The following is a 19,246-nucleotide window of genomic DNA, read 5'->3' on the forward strand; positions in this document are numbered from 1 at the left end:
TCATCAGGAGATCGCCGTGCAAAGCGTCGTATTCCCCAACAAGATCCTGCCCTATCTGCTGGTTGCGCCGCAGATCATCCTCACGGTGATCTTTTTCTTCTGGCCGGCAAGCCAGGCGCTTTATCAGTCGACCATGCGCGAGGACGCCTTCGGGCTGAACAGCAATTTCGTCGGGCTGGCGAATTTTTCGGCCGTGCTCTCGGATGAAAGCTATCTGAACTCGCTGCAGGTCACGGTCATCTTCAGCATCCTGACCGCGCTCGTCTCCATGGGGCTGGCGCTGCTTCTGGCGACGGCGGCAGACCGCGTGGTGCGCGGCAAGGGTTTTTACCGCACCATGATGATCATGCCCTATGCCGTCGCCCCTGCGGTGGCCGGCATGTTGTGGCTCTTCATGTTCAACCCGGCCATGGGCACCTTCTCCTACATCCTGCGCCGCAACGGCATCATGTGGGACCCGCTGCTCAACGGCGATCAGGCCATGCTGCTCGTCGTCGCGGCTGCTGCGTGGAAGCAGATCAGTTACAATTTCCTGTTTTTTGTCGCAGGTTTGCAGGCAATTCCTAAATCATTGCTGGAGGCGGCCTCCATCGATGGCGCGCGCGGTTCGCGGCGCTTCTGGACCATCGTTTTCCCGCTGCTTGCGCCGACAACCTTCTTCCTTCTGGTCGTCAACACGGTCTACGCCTTCTTCGACACCTTCGGCATCATCCATGCGGTGACCGGCGGCGGCCCGGCCAAGGCGACGGAAACGCTGGTCTACAAGGTCTATAATGATGGTTTCGTGAACCTCAATCTCGGCTCTTCCGCCGCGCAATCCGTGATCCTGATGGTGATCGTCATCGCGCTCACCGCCTTCCAGTTCCGCTTCGTCGAGAAGCGCGTGCATTACGGCTGAGGATTTCACAATGATTGAAAATCGCCCGGTCGCCCGCGTGATCGCCCATCTGATGCTCGTTCTCGGCATCATCATCGTGGCCTTCCCGATCTATTACACCTTCGTCGCCTCCTCCATGACATCGACGGATATCATCCGCCCGCCCATGTCGCTTTTGCCCGGCGATCATCTTGGCGCCAATTACACCGAGGCCATGGCTGGCGGTGTCGAAAGAGTGGTCGGCGTCAGCCTCGAGCGGCTGCTGTTCAACAGCTTCGTCGTGGCGCTCGCCATCGCCATCGGCAAGATCGTCATTTCGTTCCTGTCGGCCTTCGCCATCGTCTTCTTCCGCTTTCCCTTCCGCATGGGCTTTTTCTGGATGATCTTCATCACGCTCATGCTGCCGGTGGAAGTGCGCATCCTGCCCACTTACAAGGTCATCGTTGATTTGGGCCTGATCGACACCTATGCGGGGCTGACGCTGCCGCTGATGGCGTCGGCGACCGCGACCTTCCTGTTCCGGCAGTTCTTCCTGACCATTCCCGGCGAGCTGGTCGAGGCGGCGCGCATCGACAATGCTGGTCCGTTCCGTTTCATGCGGGATATTCTGCTGCCGCTGTCGAGAACCAATATCGCCGCCCTTTTCGTGATCCTGTTCATCTATGGCTGGACCCAGTATCTCTGGCCGCTGCTCGTGACCAACGACGCCAAGATGAACACGATCATCATCGGCCTGAAGCGCATGGTGGATTTCACCGACGCTTCGACGCCCTGGAATTACGTGATGGTGACGGCGATCCTCGCCATCATCCCCCCGATTATCGTTGTGGTGCTGATGCAGCGCTGGTTCGTCAAAGGTTTGGTGGAGACCGAGAAGTAATGGCAAAAATTGCGCTGAAAGACGTCCGCAAGGTTTATGGCGGCAATGTCGAGGCCATCAAGGGGGTATCGATGGATATCGCCGACGGCGAAATGATCGTGCTCGTCGGCCCCTCCGGCTGCGGAAAATCCACCCTGCTGCGCATGATCGCCGGGCTGGAAGGCATTTCGGGCGGCCAGATCGTCATCGGCGACCGTGTCGTCAACGATCTGGAGCCCTCCGACCGCGATATCGCCATGGTGTTCCAGAACTATGCGCTTTATCCGCATATGACGGTGCGCCAGAACCTTGCCTATGGCCTGAAGAACCGCAACACGCCGAAGGAGGAGATCGAACGGCGCATCACCGAGGCGGCCAAGGCGCTGGAAATCGAACAGTTCCTGGAGCGCAAGCCGCGCCAGCTTTCCGGCGGCCAGCGCCAGCGCGTGGCCATGGGCCGCGCCATTGTGCGCAAGCCCGCGGCCTTCCTGTTCGACGAGCCGCTCTCCAACCTCGATGCCAAGCTGCGCGTGCAGATGCGTGTGGAAATCCGCCGCCTGCAACGCTCGCTCGCCACGACAAGCGTGTATGTGACCCATGACCAGATGGAGGCCATGACGCTGGCCGACCGGCTGGTGGTGCTGAATGCCGGCCGCATCGAGCAGATGGGCACGCCGATCGAGCTTTACGAAAAACCGGCCACCACTTTCGTCGCCACCTTCATCGGCTCGCCTTCCATGAACCTGTTGAACCATGGCGCGACATCGGCAAACGGCTCTTCCGGCTGGTCGGTGCAGGCAACCGCGGCACTGCCGCAGGGCGTCGCCACGCTCGGCATCCGCCCCGAAGACATTACCCTCGCCGATGAAGCCCCCGCGGACGCCGCCTTCACCGGCACCGTGCAGGTGGACGCCGTGGAGCTGGTGGGTGCGGAAAGCTATGTGCACGGCTCCTTCGCAGACGGCACAACAATCGTCTTCCGCGTCCACGGCCGCTCTCAGCTTCGCATCGGCGAAACGCTGAAGATCGCCGCACAGGCGAAGGATTTTCACCTGTTCGATGCGGCGGGGAAGAGAATCTAAGCCTGCCGACGAAAAAGAGACACCCGCCATTCGGCGGGTGCTCGCACTATTGCAAGAATCTCCGGCAGCTCCTTACCAGACGAGTTCCACCTGCGGCCGGCCATTGGAGGTTTTCTCCACGGTGCGGCCGGACGTATCGACGTTGCAATGAACGCGCTGCCGGAAAGCGGAAAAGCTTTCGAAAGTCACCACATCCACCGGATCGTCGAGATGCAGGGTCAGCCGGTAGCGTTCGGGATCTCCGCCGAGCGCCTGCACGCCCAGAACGGAGGCCACGAAAGGCTGGCCGAGGTAAAAACCTTCCACTCTTGAACCCAGAAGATAGGGGTTGAAGGCGGGGCGGTTGCCGGCCGATGCGTGGAGGGTGTTCCAGTCGCGGAAGCCATATTGCGCGGCGATGAGTTCCAGCGCTTTCGAATGGGTGATTGCCTGCCCCTGATCCTCAAGGGCGGCGCGCAGGCGTTTCGCCTGTTCTTTCAGCCCCTCAAGTGCGGGAAGCGGTTTGGACACGTTCATAACGGTTCTCCAACATACGCATGCCGAATGTTCCGAAGGGGGTCCGCGTTGCCATCGACGACATGCAAAACATGGGATGACCGTTATCAAGGATAAGAGCTTCACCAGGGGCATAAATGCCTGCGGACGGCCGGGGCTCTTTGCCCGTAGCCGTCCGTATAACTCAGAACGGGCCGCCCGTCAAAGGCCGCGCTGAAGCGCGTCCCGAGATCAGAAGCGATAGGTGATACCCGCGCCGATCAGCCATGGATCGAGCTTGGCCTTGCCGCTGATCGGCGCGCCGCCGAGTTCCGCCGTCCAGTCGGTCTTGAGGAAGATCTTCTTCACGTCGAAGTTCACGCCCCAATGCTCGTCCAGCATATAGTCGAAACCGACCTGCACGGCTGCGCCGACCTTGTTCTTGACGTCGAGATTGGTGAAGCCGGGCTTTTCCGTCTGGTCATAGAACAGCGAATAGTTCACGCCCGCGCCGATATAAGGCTTGAAAGCGCCGAAATCGGTGAAGTGATATTGCAGCGTCAGCGTCGGCGGCAGCAGCCACGTCTTGCCGACCGGCGTGCCGGCCAGCACACCCTCGCCGTTGATCTTGGCATAGGTGGTGCCGAGGATAAGCTCCGCGGCGAAGTTTTCGGTGAAGAAATAGCTGATGTCGAGTTCCGGGATCACGGTGTCCGAATAGGACAGGCCCGCTCCCGGCAAACCGTCGACGCTGCCGCTATCATGGGTGATGACGCCGAGGCCGCGCACGCGCAGCATCCACGGGCTTGCCGCTGCAATCGCCTCTTCGGCGGTAGGGGCCGGCGCTGCCGGGGCCAGATCGGCGGCCATGGCATTGGCGGATACCAGCATGGTCGCAACACCAACCGCGACACTGGCAAGCAAGGCGGTTTTTTTGTTTCTGTTCGTCATTCCATCTCTCCTATAGCGCACCGCAGCCGGGCAAGTCCCCGGAACCGGCTGATGACGGCGGGCTTTCGCGAATCTTCGCCTGCCGCAACCGCTTGGGGCCACTATGACGAAGGCAGAGGCGGGCCGATTGAGATGGATCAAACCGGGACGCCGATCATGGATCGGAGCGATTAACCGGCAAGCATTGTGACAATTACGCAACAAATGCCATGCGGTTATTGGGAAGCGGATGCACAACGCGCCGGGCAGATGCCGGAAAAATACGAAAAAGGCCCGCATTTGCAGGCCTTTTTCCAATGCACCACCTCTATCACGCGGCCTGCGGCGTCAGGGTTGCTGAACCCGGCTTGCGCAGAAGCAGAACCGAGACGGCCGCGATCATGCACATCAGACCGGCAATCTGCAGCGCGGGCATATAGGTATTAAAGTCGCTCTTGAAAAATCCGGCGCCAAAGGCGGCGGTGGCGGCTCCCAGCTGATGGCCGGCAAACACCCAGCCGAAAACGAGACCGGCCTTTTCGCGGCCGAAATTCTCGGCAGCGAGCTTCACCGTCGGCGGCACGGTCGCCACCCAATCCAGACCGTAAAAGACGGCGAAGACCGAAAGCTCCACGAAGCTGAACCCCGAGAATGAGAGATAAAGCAGGGACAGCCCACGCAGACCGTAGAACCAGAACAGCAGGAAGCGATTGTCGAACCGGTCGGAAAGCCAGCCGGCGAAGATGGTGCCGAAGAAGTCGAAAATGCCGATCACCGCCAGCGTGCCCGCCGCCGTCACCGCCGCCATGCCGAAATCGCCGCAGATCGAAATCCAGTGTGTCTGGATGAGACCGTTGGTCGAAAGTCCGCAGACAAAGAAGGTGCCGAAAAGCACCCAGAAGACCGGGTTGCCCGATACGCTCTTCAGGGTCACCAGTGGCGATACCAGCGTGGCCAGAAGATTGTGATCCTGCCTGACCGGCTTTGCCACCGCCGTCTCGCCATAGGCCGGCAGGCCGACATCGGCGGGATGGTCACGCATCAAAAGCAGGACAAGGACCATGGCGGTGGCGATCACCGCAACGGACAGGGTCAGGGCGGTTCGCCAGCCATAGGCTTCCGTCAGCGCCGCCAGCAGCGGCAGGAAAACAAGCTGGCCGGTGGCGTTGCTCGCCGTCATGAGGCCGATTACCAGTCCGCGACGCTTGGAAAACCAGCGTGTCGCCACGGTGGCGCCCAATACCAGCGCGGTCATGCCGGTGCCGACGCCGATCACCACGCCCCAGAGCAGCAGCAATTGCCATACCTCGGTCATGAAGAAGGAGGCGACGATGCCGCCCATGATCAGGGCAAGCGCGGTGGACACCACCTGCCGGACGCCGAAATGATTCATGAAGGCGGCGGCAAAAGGCCCGAGCAGGCCAAAAAGCACCAGCCTGACGGCCATTGCGGAGGAAATATCGGCGATATCCCAGCCGAATTCCTGATGCAGCGGCTGGATCATCACCCCGGCGGACCCCATGGCACCGGCGGTGGCCAGCATGGTCAAAAAGGTGGTTGCGGCAACGAGCCAGCCGTAATGCAGATTTCTGCCGGCCATCCAGCTGGCGAGGCGTGTGGAGAGCATGTTCAAATTCCCTTTCCAGCGGCCGCGGCCGATATTTTGCGGGTATATACCCTGCATTGCGGGCAGATACCCGCATATCCCCAAAATTCACAGGGCTGCGAGCAGTTCCTGCAATTGTGCTGTCTTCTCAGGCCCAAGCCGGGCCTCGATTTCATCCTGCACCCCATCCCAGAGCGGGGCGCCCGCTTTCAGGATCGCGTGGCCTTCCTTCGTCACCGTCAGCATCGCTTCCCGCTGATCCTCCCCGTGACCGATGGCGACCAGACCCATGCGAGCCAGCACCCTGGCGTTACGGCCGACGGTGGAGCGATCCAGCTCCACCCTCGCGGCGAGATCGGTCAGCGAGACCGGCGCGGTGCGATTGATGTTCCGCAACAGGCTGAACTGACCGATATTCACGCCAAGCGGCGCCAGGGCCTCGTCATAATAGGACGAAACCTTGCGGGATGCTTTGCGCAACAGAATGCAATGGCAACTATCGTTTGGCATTTGTCTCGGGTATATACCCGTAAATTTCTGCGCGCAAGAGACGCTCCGAGAAATTATCGGCGGGCAACGCCCGAACCCATGGCCATAGAGCAAAAACAATAAACCCCGGCTTTGGGCCGGGGTTTGATATCAGCAGCGAGACCCGTCTCAGGCCGAGAGCCTGCGGCCGCTTGCCACCAGCAGGCCGGCAGCGCCTTCAAGCCAGCCGGATTTCAGTTCCAGCGCCAGGAAACGGCTGCGCTCGAACGGGCCGGGCATGATGAGGTGCTGGGCCTTGTCGGCGAAAAAGCCGAAGCGCTCGTAATAGGGTGCATCGCCCACCAGAAGAACGGCGCCGTGGCCACGCTTGGTGGCCTCGGCAATGGCGGCGCGCATCAGCGCCGAGCCGATGCCCTTGCCCTCATGGGCAGCATCGACGGCCAGCGGGCCGAGCAGCAGCGCTTCGACGGCGCGGCCTTCGCGCGAGATGCCGGCCTCGACGTTCCACAGGCGCACCGTGCCGATGACATGGCCATCCTCATCGCGGGCGACGAGCGCGAGGCCTTCGGCCGGAATGCGGCCGGCGCGCAGTTTTTCGGAAGACTTGCGGCGGCGGCCGGCGCCCATGGCGCGGTCCAGAAGGTTCTCACGGGCGACGACATCGCCCGGATTTTCCTGATCGACATGAAATGTCTGCGGCGTGAAAAATGCCCGTACCGAATTCAAAAGAGCGGCCATCCTTGGCCTCCCGTCACACTACCGCCCACACGCGGCCCTTGATGAAAATTGGTGGAGCCGTTCCGGCCCGCCGACACGCTTTCCTCGGCTGGAAGAGGTGCAGCAAGCAGGGATTTGCGCAACAGCACAATCGGCAGGGCCGGAACGGAAGCTTGGTCGAGACGCCGCCCTTTTCAGCGGACGGCGCTCGGATCAGATGACGTAGGCCTTCAGCGGCTCGAAACCGTTGAACGCGACCGCCGAATAGGTGGTCGTGTAAGCGCCCGTGCCTTCGATCAGAACTTCGTCGCCGATGGTCAGCGAGACCGGCAGCGGGTACATGTTCTTTTCATACAGCACATCGGCGCTGTCGCAGGTCGGGCCGGCCAGAACGCAGGGCTCCATCTCGTCCTGATCACGCTCGGTGCGGATCGGGTAACGGATAGCCTCGTCCATCGTCTCGGCGAGACCGCCGAATTTGCCGATGTCGAGGAACACCCAGCGGTGGTTGTCATTGTCGGACTTGCGCGACACAAGAACGACTTCCGCCTTGATGACGCCGGCATTGCCGACCATGCCGCGGCCCGGCTCGATGATCGTCTTCGGGATCTGGTTGCCGAAGTGCTTGCGCAGCGCCGTGTCGATCGCCTGACCGTATTCTTCGGCAGCCGGAACGTCGCGCAGGTACTTGGTCGGGAAACCACCGCCCATATTGACCATCTGCAGGTGGATGCCCTGCTTGGCAAGCGAAGCGAAGACGCGCTTGGCATCGGCCAGCGCCGCATCCCATGCGTCGAGATTCATCATCTGCGAACCGACATGGAAGGATACGCCGTAGGATTCGAGGCCGAGCTGATGCGCGTAGACGAGAACGTCGACAGCCATCTGCGGAACGCAGCCGAACTTGCGCGACAGCGGCCATTCCGCACCTTCGCCATCCGTCAGCACGCGGCAGAAGACGCGCGCGCCGGGAGCGGCACGGGCAACCTTCTCGACTTCCTCGTGGCTGTCCACCGCGAAGAGATCGATGCCGAGCGCATGGGCGCGCGCAACATCGCGTTCCTTCTTGATGGTGTTGCCGAAGGAAATACGGTCGGCCGTCGCGCCGGCATCGAGCGCCATCTGGATTTCAGCCACGGAGGCGCAATCGAAGTTGGAGCCGAGCGAAGCGAGCAGCTTCAGGATTTCGGGAGCCGGATTTGCCTTGACGGCATAATAGATCGCGCTGTTCGGCAGGGAGTGCCGGAAAGCGTTGAAATTGTCGCGCACGACGTCGAGATCAACCACGAGGCAAGGGCCTTCGGGACGTCGGGTCTTGATGAAGTCGAGAATGCGTGCAGTCGTCATCGATGTATTCCCTGTTAAACCGGCTCCGGAAAAATCCGAAGGACAAAGGACGCTCGAGATATGCATTCGAATCAGCCGGTGGAGGCGCAGAATCGATAGCATACGCTCAAGGCGCGAATGTGAACGACGCCCTGCCAGAGCATCATTCGGCTTTGTCTGCCATGGATTGGAGGGAATGACCCGACCGCACTTCAGGCAATGATGGTGTGCCTCTTTAGTACCCCGGCTGATGGAAAGCCGGCAGAGAACCAGAAAGGCCCGCACCGTCGTTGCTTCGTATGTCCTCGCATTTTCCGGTTGGCCGGAATAGCGACTGGAGGGGTTAGTTCCAGGTACCTTACCTAAATCCTCACCACATCGAGGAATCGGCGGACACACATGGGCACGTGCGACTTTGGGCAGCACGGGAAATAAGAATATTCGCCGTCATAATCAAGAGGAATTTTTCATCATATCGCGGATTTTTTCGGCATCAATTTTAAGGTTGAACAGTAGCCTTCCAGCGTTCAATTATGTGGAACGAACCGGAGGATTTTCATGGACACGCTGACCCGCATCCGCGCCTTTATCGATGTCGTCGAAGCGGAGGGTTTTTCCGCCGCGGCGCGCAAGACGGGGCGTTCCAAGGCGCTTCTGTCCAAATATGTGCGGGAACTGGAGGACGATCTCGGCGCGCTGCTCCTCAATCGCACCACCCGGCAGTTCTCGCTGACGGAGGCCGGGCACACCTATTACCGCACCGCTTCGGATATTTTGAAGGAGATTGATAACCTTGCCGATCTGGTGCGCGAAAAGAATGCCGATCTGAAGGGCAAGCTCAGGATTTCCGTTCCCCGCACCTTCATCGATGCCGATGTCGGCCAGAGCCTGATCGACTTCGCCAAGGAAAATCCGGAACTGTCGCTGGAAATCGTCGCGGAAGACCGGTTCGTCGACCTGATCGAGGAGGGTTTCGATCTCGCGGTTCGGATAACCCGGCTGGAAGATTCCGGTCTCATCGCCCGCAAGCTTTCCGATTTCCGGGTCTATGCGGTGGCGACGGCGGATTTCGTGGCGCAGCACGGGCCGCTCGACGGACCGCAGGATTTCTCCCGCGTCCCCTTCATCATCGACACCAATACGCGTTTTCACAATACGGTGCGCTATCTCGAGCCGGATGGCGGCTCGAATTCGGTCACCATCAGCGGGCCTATCGAGGTCAACAGCCCACAGGCGACGCTGCGCGCCGCCCGCGCCGGCCTCGGCATCGCCATGGTGCCGGATTTCATCGCCCGGCCCTATATCCAGTCCGGCGAGCTGGTGACGCTGTTCGACGATTATATCTCCAAGGACAGGGGCATTTATGCGGTCTATCCGCATCGCCGCTACCTGCCGGCCAAGGTGCGCAGCTTCGTGGATTATCTCTCGGCGTGGTTCAGGAAGAATGGATGAAGGGCCGGGCGGCATTCGCCGAGCGTCCTTCCGTCATGCCGGACTTGATCCGGCATCCAGCCACGGCGCGTCTGCGCCGTGAAAGGACTCTCCCGCGATCAAGTACTTGATCGCCCTGGACCCCGGATCAAGTCCGGGGTGACGGAGTGGGGATGCAGCCGTCTCGTCAAATCCAAACCTCGGCAAAACTTTTAGCAGCATCGACGCCCGCGTTTCAGCGGGCGTCGCTTGGCAGAAGCCAGCTCGTCAGAACGGCGAATCCGGGAAGTAGAACTGCTCGGCATTGTCCTTGGTGATGAGCGTCGCATCGAGGATATATTCACCCGCGACCGGCACCTGATCGTAGAAATGCCCGGCCGTCAGCTGCATGGCTGTCGCCACCATCGCCGGCGGGTAGAGCACGTCGACCGGCACCAGCTTGTCCCCGTCCATGACCTTCTTGATCATGTCCTTGGAACCGGCGCCCGCGACGATATACTGGATATCGGTGCGTTTCGCCTGCTGGATGGCTTCCAGCACGCCAATCGCCATGTCGTCATCCTGACACCAGACCACGTCGATCTTCTTGTATTTGGTCAGATAGTCCTGCATCACGCGGAAGGCGTCGTCGCGGTTCCAGTTGCCGTACTGGCGGTCGAGAACCTTGACGCTGGAACCGGCGATACCCTTGTCGAAACCATCCTGACGCTGCTGGTCGATCGGGATCGGCAGACCGCGAATGACCACGACTTCGGCATCCGGCGTCGTCTTCTTGATGTATTCGCCGGCCACCTGGCCAAGTGCGGGGTTGTTGCCGGCAACATAGAGATCGCGGATCGAATTGTCGTTGACGCTCGGCGCGCGGTCGACCAGCGCGACGAAGGTGCCCTTGTCCTTGATCTCCTTGATGGCGTTGACCAGCGGATCGGGATCGGACGGCAGCACGACCAGCGCATCGAGCCCCTGCACGGCAAGGTCCTGCAGCGCATTGGCCTGATTGGCGGCGTCCGGCGATGTCTTGACGATCACATTGAGCCCCGGATGCTCCTGCATCAAAAGCTTCGCCACGCGCTCGGCATGATAGACGACGCCCGCCGTCCAGCCATGGTCGGCCGCTGGAATGGATACGCCGATGGTGACTTTCTTGTCCTGCGCATGCGCTGAAGCGGCAAGCACCGTGGCCAGCGCGGCAAAGGCCACGCCGATGAATTTACTACGCATAGTCTCTTTCCTCCCAAGACCGGGGCGTTCCTCCTTCGACCGCGCCTGCCCCACATGGCGCGGCGTGATACCTCACCTGCGGCTGAGCGAACGCTGCACCAGCATGGCGATGATGATGATGGCCCCCTGAATGGCGCCGATCAGATATTCGCTGACGAAGTTCGACAGGATCATGATGTTGCCGACGATCTCCAGAATGAAGGCGCCGCAGATCGTGCCCCAGATGCGCCCTACCCCGCCTCTCAGCGCCGTGCCGCCGACAACGACGGCGGTGATGGCCTGCAACTCCCACAACATGCCTGTGGTGGCCGAAGTGGAAGCGAGGCGCGGCACGTAAAGCAGCACCGCAACGGCGACACACAGCCCCTGCACCACATAAGCGATGGTGCGCACCCGCGCGACCGAAATGCCGGAATAACGCGCCACATCCTCGCTCGACCCTACCGCGGTCAGATGCCGCCCGTAACGGGTGCGGTAAAGCACGAAGGCGGCTATCGCAGCGGTGACGAAGATGACGATGACCGGCACCGGCACGCCAAAGACATTGCCGAAATAGACCGGACGATAAAGCGTCTGGATTTCCGGGTTGCGCAGCGTGATCGCCCCGCCCTGCGACAGCCATGTGGTCAAGCCGCGATAGATGCCCATGGTGCCGAGCGTGGCGATGAAGGGTTCGATGCGGCCGATTGTGGTGATGAGGCCGTTCGTCAGCCCGCAGGCAGCCCCGATGGCGAGCGCCAGCGCCATGGCGGTGAGCAGCATCAAAAGCGGACTGGCGATGACGCCGCTATTCATGAACAGGATCATCAGGCTGGCGACGAAAGCCACCATCGCGCCAACCGAAAGATCGAGCCCGCCCGAGGTGATGACGTAGGTCGCGCCAAGAGCGATGATGGCGATGAATGCGCTGCGGGTGACGACATTCAGGAGATTGTCGATGCCGATGAAATTGGGATTGGCGATGGTGCCGAGAACCAGCAGCAGGGCCAGCGCCACGAAAGGCGCGACGGCGCGCAGGTCCCAGTCCTTCGAGGTCTTCGGCGTTTTGCCGTTGTCAAATGCGGCCTCAGTCATGTTTCCCCTCAGTCTCTTTTGTCAGGCCATGTTTCCCGGCACATGGGCGCTCAGGCGGGTTCCTGCGTATGAACACCCGTCGCCAGCGCCACGATGTCGTTTTCGGTCATGCGCTCGCCGGTCACCTCACCGACGATCCGGCCCGACCGCATCACCAGAATGCGGTCGCAGATGCCGATCAGCTCCGGCATTTCCGAGGAAACGACGATGATCGAGCGCCCCTCATCCGCAAGCCTGGCGATGAAGCGGTAGATCTGTTCCTTGGTGCCGATATCGATGCCGCGCGTCGGTTCGTCGATGATGACGATGGAGGGATCGAGCAGCATCATCTTCGCCAGCAGCAGCTTCTGCTGGTTGCCGCCGGAAAGCTGGCCCGCCAGCAAATCCTTGCGGCCGGTGCGGATGTCGAAATCCCGGACCGCATCATCGAGCGCCGCCGTTTCCCGGCGGGTATCGATCTGGAACAGCCGGCTGAATTTCTTCAGCGAAGCAAGCGTAAGATTGACACGCAAATCCTTGGTAAGCAGCAGGCCCTTGCCCTTGCGGTCCTCGCTCAGATAAACGATGCCGGCCTTCAGGCCGTCTTCCGCCTTTGCGAAATGCACCGGCCTGCCATGATGCCGCACGGTTCCCCGCCCGGCGCGCAGGCCGAGCATTCCTTCCATGAGTTCCGTTCTGCCCGCGCCGACCAGACCGGCAAAACCGAGGATTTCGCCCTTTCGCAGGCTGAAACCGGCATCCTCCGCGTAACCCGGAACGGTAAAATGCTCCACCTGCAGAACCGGCTCGTGCTCGCCGCCGGCGGCGCGGTCCGGATAAAGCTTGGCGACATCGCGCCCCACCATCAGCCGCGCCATATCGGCAGGCTCCAGCGCCGATGCCGGATGGGAGGCGACCAGCCTGCCGTCTCGCAGAACCGTCACCCGGTCGGCGATTTCCTTCACTTCAGGCAGACGGTGCGAAATATAAAGCACGGCCACGCCCTTCGCCCGGATGTCCCTGATGACATTCAGCAGCGCATCCGTTTCGATGGGCGTCAGGCTCGCCGTCGGCTCGTCGAAAATCACCACGCGGTGCGGCACCAGCAGCACGCGGGCGATCTGCACCAGTTGCCGCTGGGCAATCGACAGGCTGCCGACAATGGCGTCCGGATCGATCGTACCGCCGAGATCGGCGATTGCCTTGCGGGCGCCGGCGCGCATGGCGCGGTCGTCCACCATGGCGCCCCGGCGCACTTCGCGGCCGAGATAGATGTTCTGCGCCACCGTCAAATCCGGGGCCAGCAATATTTCCTGATGCACGAGAACGATGCCGCGATGTTCGGCATCCACCGGACCGCTCAGCGTAACGGCTTCGCCGTCGATGCGGATTTCGCCGCCCGACGGCTTTTCATTGCCGGCCAGCAGCTTCATCAGCGTCGACTTGCCGGCGCCATTCTCGCCAATGATCGCATGGACCTCACCGGCGCGCACCGCGATCTCTATATCCTTGAGAACCTGTACCGGCCCGAAGGACTTGGACAGCCCAACCGTCCGGATAAGGGCGTGGTCTGGAGATTCGTCAGCAAAAGCCATGTGCCGTCACCGGTATCCGGCGTGAACGGACGGCGCTTGCCCCTTGATTTTATCTGAAACGACCATCTGCGAACTCCTCCCAAAGCTCGAGGAAGAAGCTAACCTCCGTTTTGAGGTACGTAAAGCAAATTTCGCTGGTCTTCTGGAATACTCTTAAATTCGAACCGTATTGCACGGACGATGCAGGCCGCCTTCGGTCATGACGCCGGGGGACGCTGGAACCCCTTCATGAGACGATGCATGGCCTCGGCGCCTTCCTTGACCAGATCGAAACGTTTCCCGAACAGCAGCCAATCGTAGACGATACCTTTGATCAGCCAGTAGAGCGCACCGAGCGCCGATTCCGCCGTCCAGTTGTCGTTGAAGATGCCCTCGGCCTGCGCTCGCTCGAAAGCCGCCTCCAGCCGCTCCTTGTGGTAACGGTCCAGCTCTTCCTGCGCATGCAGGACGGGGGCGAATTCGTCGGAATAATTGGTGCGCAGGCTAATCGTCATGATGCGCTGGCGCTGTTCGTCTTCAGCCAGAAGCGCAAGCCACTTGCACGTCGCCTCCTCGATCTTTTCCAGCAGCGCCGCACCCTTAAGGTCCGGATCGGCAAAGTCCAGCAAATCCGACTCAGGCAACGCGACCGATTCGTAAAGGCCGATGAAAAGATCGCTCTTGCTGGAAAAATGCCAGTAGATCGCTCCGCGCGTAACGCCGGCCGCAGCCGCCACCTCATCCAGAGAGCTGTTGGCCACGCCCTTCTTGAAGAACACCCGCTCGGCAGCGGCAAGGATCGCCTGACGCGTCTCTTCTGCCTCGGCCTTGGTACGGCGCATGCTGATGTCTCCTTCCAGTCGTGACACGGCGCTTTCGCACCGTGCCTTGTTTGCGGTGCCGGGCTGTCAGTCAGATGAACGCATTCACGTGACTTTTCGCCCAGCCGTCACACCCGTTTTATTCCGCCGGCGATACCGCGTCAGCAGCAATCTCATTCTCCTTCTTCCGATCCCCGAAAAACTTCATGACAAATACGAAGAAGACGGGAACGAAGAAGATCGCAAGGATCGTCGCCGAGATCATGCCGCCGAGCACGCCGGTGCCGATGGCGTTCTGGCTGGCCGCACTGGCACCCGACGCAATTGCCATCGGCAACACGCCGAGCGAGAAGGCAAGCGAGGTCATCAGGATTGGCCGGAAGCGCAGGTGGGCCGCCTCCACCGTCGCATCATAGGTGGATTTGCCCTCCGCCCGCAGATCCTTGGCAAATTCGATGATCAGGATCGCATTCTTGGCCGAAAGCCCGATGATGGCGACAAGGCCAACCAGGAAGTAGACGTCGTTCGGCATGCCACGCAGCATCACCGCCGCCACCGAACCGATGACGCCAAGCGGCACCACCAGCATGACGGAGAGCGGGATGGACCAGCTTTCATAAAGCGCCGCCAGAAGCAGGAAGACGAACAGCACGCTGAGGCCGATAAGCGCCGGCGCCTGCGAACCCGACTGGATTTCCTGCAGCGACTGGCCGGTCCATTCGAAACCGAAGCCGCTTGGCAATTCGCCCGCCAGACGCTCCATTTCGGCAATCGCATCACCCGAGGAGTAGCCGGGTGCCGACTGGCCACCGATACGGATCGCCGGATAGCCGTTGTAACCCACCACCTGCGACGGGCCGCGCACCCATTCCACGGTGGCGAAGGAGCTTACCGGCACCATGCCGCCATTGGCATTGCGGACATTGAGGTTCAAAAGATCCTCGGTCTTCATGCGCTGGCCCTGCTCCGCCTGCACCGTCACGCGCTGCATGCGGCCGGCATTGGGGAAGTCGTTGACGTAGGACGAGCCCATATTGGCCGAGATGGTGGCATTGATGTCGCTGAAGGTCACGCCGAAGGTGTTGGCCTTCTCACGGTCGATGATGAGGTTGACCTGCGGAGAGTCCGGCATGCCTTCCACGCGCAGGCCGGCCAGAATGGGGCTTTTCTGCGCTGCCGCCATCAGCTGTGCACCGGCGGCGCTAAGCGCCGTCTGTCCGGCACCCCCGCGATCCTGCAGGCGGAAGGTGAAGCCGCTGGAATTGCCGAGACCCTGAATGGGCGGCGGCGATAGCGTGAAGGACATCGAACCCGGCAGGCCCCAGAGCTTGCCGTTGATGCGTTGAGCGATGGCGGATGCGGAATCCTCCGGCCCACGCTCGCTCCAGTCCTTCAGCGTCGCGAAGGCGAGACCGGCATTCTGGCCGGAACCGGAGAAGGAGAAGCCCGAAACCGCAATCACGCGATCGACCGCCGGCTCCGCCAGGAAGATCTTTTCGATCTCCTGGATGGATTGCAGGGTGCGTTCGCTGCTGGCTTCCGCCGGCGCCTGAATGTCGACGATCAGGTAACCCTGATCCTCGTTTGGCAGGAAGGAGCTGGGCAATTGCATATAGGCCCAGCCGAGACCGGCAAGCAGCGCCGCATAGATGACCATGAAGCGGCCGGAACGCTTGATGATGCTGCCGACCGACGAGGAGTATTTATGCGAGGCCTTGTCGAAGCCGCGGTTGAACCAGCCGAAGAAGCCCTTCTTTTCATGGTGCCCGGCCTTGATCGGTTTCAGGAACGATGCGCAGAGCGCCGGCGTGAGCGACAGCGCAAGGAAGCCGGAAAACAGGATGGAAACCACCATGGTCAGGCTGAACTGCTGGTAGATGATGCCGACGGCGCCGGGGAAGAAGGCCATGGGCACGAACACCGCCGTCAGAACCAGCGTGATGCCGATGATGGCGCCGGAAATCTGGCCCATCGCCTTGCGGGTCGCCTCCTTCGGCGACAGATGCTCTTCCGCCATGATGCGTTCGACATTTTCCACCACGACAATCGCGTCATCGACAAGAATGCCGATGGCGAGAACCATGGCGAACATGGTGAGAACGTTGATGGAGAAACCCGAGACATACATGATGGCGCAGGTGCCAAGCAGCGCCACGGGGACCACCAGTGTTGGAATGATGGTGTAGCGGATGTTCTGCAGGAAGACGAACATCACCACGAAGACGAGAATGATCGCCTCCACCAGCGTGTTGATCACCTTCTGGATCGATATTTTCACGAAGGGGCTGGTGTCGTAGGGAATTTCATATTCCAGACCCGGCGGGAAATACCGCGACAGTTCCTCCATGGTGGCGCGCACGCCATCGGAAGTCTGCAGCGCATTGCCGGTGGGCGACAGCTGCACGCCGATGGCCGCACTGGGTTTGCCGTTCAGGCGGCTGGAAAAGGCGTAGCTTTCGCCGCCAACTTCCACCCGCGCCACATCCCGCAGCCGAACGGACGAACCGTCCGGATTGGCGCGCAGCACGATGGAGCCGAACTCCTCCGGCGTCGTCAGCTGGCCCTGGACGTTGACGGTGGCCGAAATCTGCTGGCCGATGGGGTTGGGCGATGCGCCGATGCGGCCAGCCGCAACCTGCGAGTTCTGCGCCTGAATGGCGCCGATAACGTCGGACGAGGTGAGGCTGAGGCCCAGCATCTTGTCCGGGTCCATCCAGATGCGCATGGAGCGCTGGGTGGCGAACAGTTGCGCGCTGCCGACGCCCGGCACGCGGCGCAATTCACCGACCACGTTACGGCTGAGATAATCGCCGAGGCCGATGGCGTCGGTATTGCCGTCAACGGAGGTGAGCGCCACCATCATCAGGAACGAGGTGCCCGCCTGCTCGACGCGCAGGCCCTGCTGCGTGACCGCCTGCGGCAGACGCGGCTGAACGCGGGCGATGCGGTTCTGCACCTCGACCTGCGCCTCGCCGATATTGGTGCCCGGCGCGAAGGTGACGTTGATGGAAATGCTGCCGGAGGATTCGGAAGTCGATTCGAAATAGAGAAGACCCGGAACCCCGTTCAGCTCTTCCTCGATGGGACGCGTGACGCTCTGGTAAATGTCCTCGGGCGCGGCACCGGGATAGGTGGTCGCAATCGAAATCTGCGGCGGCGCCACATTCGGATATTGCGCAATCGGCAGCATCGGAATGGCGAGCAGGCCCGCCAGCATGATGAAGATGGCGACGACCCAGGCAAAAATGGGCCGATCGATGAAAAAACGTGCCATGGAAATCGGTCCTTATTGCTTCGCGGCCGGGGGCTCAGACGAGGTCTCGGCCGAACCCGCGTTCTCGCTGCCGGCGGCGGCAGTGGCGTCGGGCTCCGCAGACCATGGTTCAGGCTTTACCTTGGCGCCCGGGGCGGTCTTCTGGAAACCTTCGGCCACAACGCGGTCGCCATCCTTCAGGCCTTCCGAAATCACCCAGCGGTCGCCGATGGAGCGGCCGACGCTGACGCGCCGCTGCTCGACCGTGTCTTCGGCATTAACGACAAGCACGCTCGCCTGCCCGCCCGCATCGCGCTGCACCGCCTGCTGCGGCACGGCGAAGGCCGCTTTCTGGATACCCTGCTGGATCTGCACGCGGACATACATGCCCGGCAGCAGATCGCCGCTCGGGTTCGGGAACTCACCGCGCAGCGTCACCTGACCGGTGGTTTCATCCACCGCCGCTTCGGAAAACAGCAGGCGGCCGGGCAGCGGGTAACGGCTGCCGTCATCGAACAGCAGGTTGACTTCGGCTTCGTTCGGGCCGGTCATCAGCTGGCCATCCTGCAGGGCCTTGCGCAGGCGGATAAGATCGGCCGCCGGCTGGGTGAAGTCGGCATAGATCGGATCGAGCTGCTGGATCGTCGCCAGATTTTCCGAGCCGGTTGCGCTGACGAGTGCGCCTTCCGTAATACGCGCGCGACCGATGCGGCCGCTGATCGGGGCTTTGACATCGGCATATTGCAGATTGAGCTTCGCTTCCGCGACGCCTGCTTCGGCCACGGCCACCTCGGCATCGGCCTGCGCCAGCTGGGCGATGGCATTGTCGAATTCCTGTTGCGAACCGACATTGGAGCGGCGAAGCTGCTGCTGCCGGTCGGCCGTCTGCCGCGCCTGAAGCTGCGCGGCCTGCGCCCGGCGCAAGGTGCCTTCGGCGCTGTCGACGCGCACCTGAAACGGCGCGGGATCGATCCGGTAGAGAACGTCGCCCTCCTTCACCAGCGAGCCCTGCTCGAACACCCGCTCCACGATGATGCCGGAAACACGCGGGCGCACTTCGGCAAGCCGCGTCGGCGCGATGCGCCCCGGCAATTCGTTGGTGATGGGCAGCTCTTCCTGGCTCACCGTCACGATCTTCACCGCACCGGGCGGCGGCGCGCCGGGCGCAGACGCCTGCTCATCGCTACATCCGACCAAAACGATGCCCGTCAACAACACCGCCGCGATCTGCCCCAGTCTCTTCGCCATACTGCGCTCCGAATCCATAAAAAAGGTCACATTTACATACATACTAAGACGTATGTAAAATTTCGGCAACGGAATTGTTGCAATGCAAAAGCCGTCTCACGCGCTTGTGAAGGCGTGTGAGACGGCTTCCATCGGCCGCTGTGATTGCGAAGGGAGGATTAACTGGCGTTCAAGGCAGGACATATCGCGACGAGCTGGAGGCGACAGTCGGACGAATGAAGCTTTCTGCTGCTTCCGTCAGGCCCAAGCCACAGCTTGCGGTTTTAATTCCGAAGGTGAGCATTC

16 protein-coding genes are annotated in these 19,246 nt (G+C 61.4%); 4 read left to right on the plus strand and 12 right to left on the minus strand.

The annotated features are described in order from the left end of the window. Positions 1-16: 16 nt before the first annotated feature. The 3 genes from ugpA to EM858_RS22795 are packed head-to-tail and all read left to right on the plus strand — an operon-like array spanning position 17 to position 2,818. Positions 17-898 carry a sn-glycerol-3-phosphate ABC transporter permease UgpA gene (gene ugpA, locus EM858_RS22785; RefSeq protein WP_003523346.1) on the plus strand — a complete coding sequence of 294 codons (882 nt, stop codon included), beginning with the start codon at positions 17-19 and terminating at the stop codon, positions 896-898. 10 nt (positions 899-908) lie between these two features. After that, positions 909-1,757 carry a sn-glycerol-3-phosphate ABC transporter permease UgpE gene (gene ugpE, locus EM858_RS22790; protein WP_127758044.1) on the plus strand — a complete coding sequence of 283 codons (849 nt, stop codon included), beginning with the start codon at positions 909-911 and terminating at the stop codon, positions 1,755-1,757. Further along, complete coding sequence (locus tag EM858_RS22795; RefSeq protein ID WP_127758045.1) at positions 1,757-2,818, plus strand: sn-glycerol-3-phosphate import ATP-binding protein UgpC; 1,062 nt, start codon at positions 1,757-1,759, stop codon at positions 2,816-2,818. Before ugpE ends, EM858_RS22795 begins: the two co-directional genes overlap by 1 nt. A 72-nt stretch (positions 2,819-2,890) precedes the next feature. Here EM858_RS22795 and EM858_RS22800 read toward each other — a convergent pair whose 3' ends face one another. The 6 genes from EM858_RS22800 to odc2 form a co-directional block, all read right to left on the minus strand. Then, on the minus strand, positions 2,891-3,334 hold the full coding sequence (locus tag EM858_RS22800) for a glyoxalase superfamily protein (protein ID WP_077984241.1): 444 nt from the start codon (positions 3,332-3,334) through the stop codon (positions 2,891-2,893). 210 nt (positions 3,335-3,544) lie between these two features. Further along, the gene (locus EM858_RS22805; RefSeq protein WP_127758046.1) at positions 3,545-4,243 is read right to left on the minus strand and encodes an OmpW family protein; all 699 of its coding nucleotides are present in this window, start codon (positions 4,241-4,243) and stop codon (positions 3,545-3,547) included. A 310-nt stretch (positions 4,244-4,553) separates the two neighbouring features. Then, a complete protein-coding gene (locus EM858_RS22810) occupies positions 4,554-5,849 on the minus strand; it encodes an MFS transporter (RefSeq protein ID WP_127758047.1) in 1,296 nt (431 codons plus the stop codon). Between the two features lie 87 nt (positions 5,850-5,936). After that, complete coding sequence (locus EM858_RS22815; protein ID WP_080820716.1) at positions 5,937-6,338, minus strand: MarR family winged helix-turn-helix transcriptional regulator; 402 nt, start codon at positions 6,336-6,338, stop codon at positions 5,937-5,939. Positions 6,339-6,485: 147 nt separating this feature from the next. Continuing rightward, the gene (locus EM858_RS22820; protein ID WP_127758048.1) at positions 6,486-7,055 is read right to left on the minus strand and encodes an N-acetyltransferase; all 570 of its coding nucleotides are present in this window, start codon (positions 7,053-7,055) and stop codon (positions 6,486-6,488) included. A 192-nt stretch (positions 7,056-7,247) separates the two neighbouring features. Then, positions 7,248-8,381, minus strand: a complete 1,134-nt coding sequence (gene odc2, locus EM858_RS22825) for an ornithine/lysine decarboxylase (protein ID WP_003523360.1) — start codon at positions 8,379-8,381, stop codon at positions 7,248-7,250. Between the two features lie 537 nt (positions 8,382-8,918). Here odc2 and EM858_RS22830 point away from each other — a divergent pair. Continuing rightward, positions 8,919-9,812, plus strand: coding sequence for a LysR family transcriptional regulator (locus tag EM858_RS22830; protein WP_065117027.1), 894 nt, complete (start codon positions 8,919-8,921; stop codon positions 9,810-9,812). Positions 9,813-10,058: 246 nt separating this feature from the next. Here EM858_RS22830 and EM858_RS22835 read toward each other — a convergent pair whose 3' ends face one another. From EM858_RS22835 to EM858_RS22860, 6 genes are all read right to left on the minus strand, one after another. After that, positions 10,059-11,012: a substrate-binding domain-containing protein gene (locus EM858_RS22835; protein WP_020810860.1), complete on the minus strand. Its 954-nt coding sequence runs from the start codon at positions 11,010-11,012 to the stop codon at positions 10,059-10,061. A 72-nt stretch (positions 11,013-11,084) separates the two neighbouring features. After that, on the minus strand, positions 11,085-12,086 hold the full coding sequence (locus EM858_RS22840; protein ID WP_003506587.1) for an ABC transporter permease: 1,002 nt from the start codon (positions 12,084-12,086) through the stop codon (positions 11,085-11,087). Positions 12,087-12,136: 50 nt separating this feature from the next. Then, positions 12,137-13,660, minus strand: a complete 1,524-nt coding sequence (locus tag EM858_RS22845; protein ID WP_127758049.1) for a sugar ABC transporter ATP-binding protein — start codon at positions 13,658-13,660, stop codon at positions 12,137-12,139. 197 nt (positions 13,661-13,857) lie between these two features. Beyond that, complete coding sequence (locus tag EM858_RS22850) at positions 13,858-14,481, minus strand: TetR family transcriptional regulator (RefSeq protein WP_080820708.1); 624 nt, start codon at positions 14,479-14,481, stop codon at positions 13,858-13,860. A gap of 118 nt (positions 14,482-14,599) precedes the next feature. Further along, positions 14,600-17,734, minus strand: coding sequence for an efflux RND transporter permease subunit (locus EM858_RS22855; protein WP_127758050.1), 3,135 nt, complete (start codon positions 17,732-17,734; stop codon positions 14,600-14,602). A 12-nt stretch (positions 17,735-17,746) separates the two neighbouring features. Next, positions 17,747-18,961, minus strand: coding sequence for an efflux RND transporter periplasmic adaptor subunit (locus EM858_RS22860; protein WP_127758051.1), 1,215 nt, complete (start codon positions 18,959-18,961; stop codon positions 17,747-17,749). Positions 18,962-19,246 lie beyond the last annotated feature (285 nt).

This window comes from Agrobacterium sp. CNPSo 2736 (assembly GCF_004005385.1).
Taxonomy (GTDB): Bacteria; Pseudomonadota; Alphaproteobacteria; order Rhizobiales; family Rhizobiaceae; genus Agrobacterium; species Agrobacterium leguminum.

Excerpts from the sequence above, each read along its gene's own strand:
- EM858_RS22855 (WP_127758050.1), bottom strand. The coding sequence starts at position 17,734 with ATGGCACGTTTTTTCATCGATCGGCCCATTTTTGCCTGGGTCGTCGCC.
- ugpE (WP_127758044.1), top strand. The coding sequence starts at position 909 with ATGATTGAAAATCGCCCGGTCGCCCGCGTGATCGCCCATCTGATGCTC.
- EM858_RS22840 (WP_003506587.1), bottom strand. The coding sequence starts at position 12,086 with ATGACTGAGGCCGCATTTGACAACGGCAAAACGCCGAAGACCTCGAAG.
- odc2 (WP_003523360.1), bottom strand. The coding sequence starts at position 8,381 with ATGACGACTGCACGCATTCTCGACTTCATCAAGACCCGACGTCCCGAA.
- EM858_RS22860 (WP_127758051.1), bottom strand. The coding sequence starts at position 18,961 with ATGGCGAAGAGACTGGGGCAGATCGCGGCGGTGTTGTTGACGGGCATC.
- EM858_RS22815 (WP_080820716.1), bottom strand. The coding sequence starts at position 6,338 with ATGCCAAACGATAGTTGCCATTGCATTCTGTTGCGCAAAGCATCCCGC.
- EM858_RS22800 (WP_077984241.1), bottom strand. The coding sequence starts at position 3,334 with ATGAACGTGTCCAAACCGCTTCCCGCACTTGAGGGGCTGAAAGAACAG.
- EM858_RS22845 (WP_127758049.1), bottom strand. The coding sequence starts at position 13,660 with ATGGCTTTTGCTGACGAATCTCCAGACCACGCCCTTATCCGGACGGTT.
- EM858_RS22835 (WP_020810860.1), bottom strand. The coding sequence starts at position 11,012 with ATGCGTAGTAAATTCATCGGCGTGGCCTTTGCCGCGCTGGCCACGGTG.
- EM858_RS22820 (WP_127758048.1), bottom strand. The coding sequence starts at position 7,055 with ATGGCCGCTCTTTTGAATTCGGTACGGGCATTTTTCACGCCGCAGACA.
- EM858_RS22795 (WP_127758045.1), top strand. The coding sequence starts at position 1,757 with ATGGCAAAAATTGCGCTGAAAGACGTCCGCAAGGTTTATGGCGGCAAT.
- EM858_RS22830 (WP_065117027.1), top strand. The coding sequence starts at position 8,919 with ATGGACACGCTGACCCGCATCCGCGCCTTTATCGATGTCGTCGAAGCG.
- EM858_RS22805 (WP_127758046.1), bottom strand. The coding sequence starts at position 4,243 with ATGACGAACAGAAACAAAAAAACCGCCTTGCTTGCCAGTGTCGCGGTT.
- EM858_RS22810 (WP_127758047.1), bottom strand. The coding sequence starts at position 5,849 with ATGCTCTCCACACGCCTCGCCAGCTGGATGGCCGGCAGAAATCTGCAT.
- EM858_RS22850 (WP_080820708.1), bottom strand. The coding sequence starts at position 14,481 with ATGCGCCGTACCAAGGCCGAGGCAGAAGAGACGCGTCAGGCGATCCTT.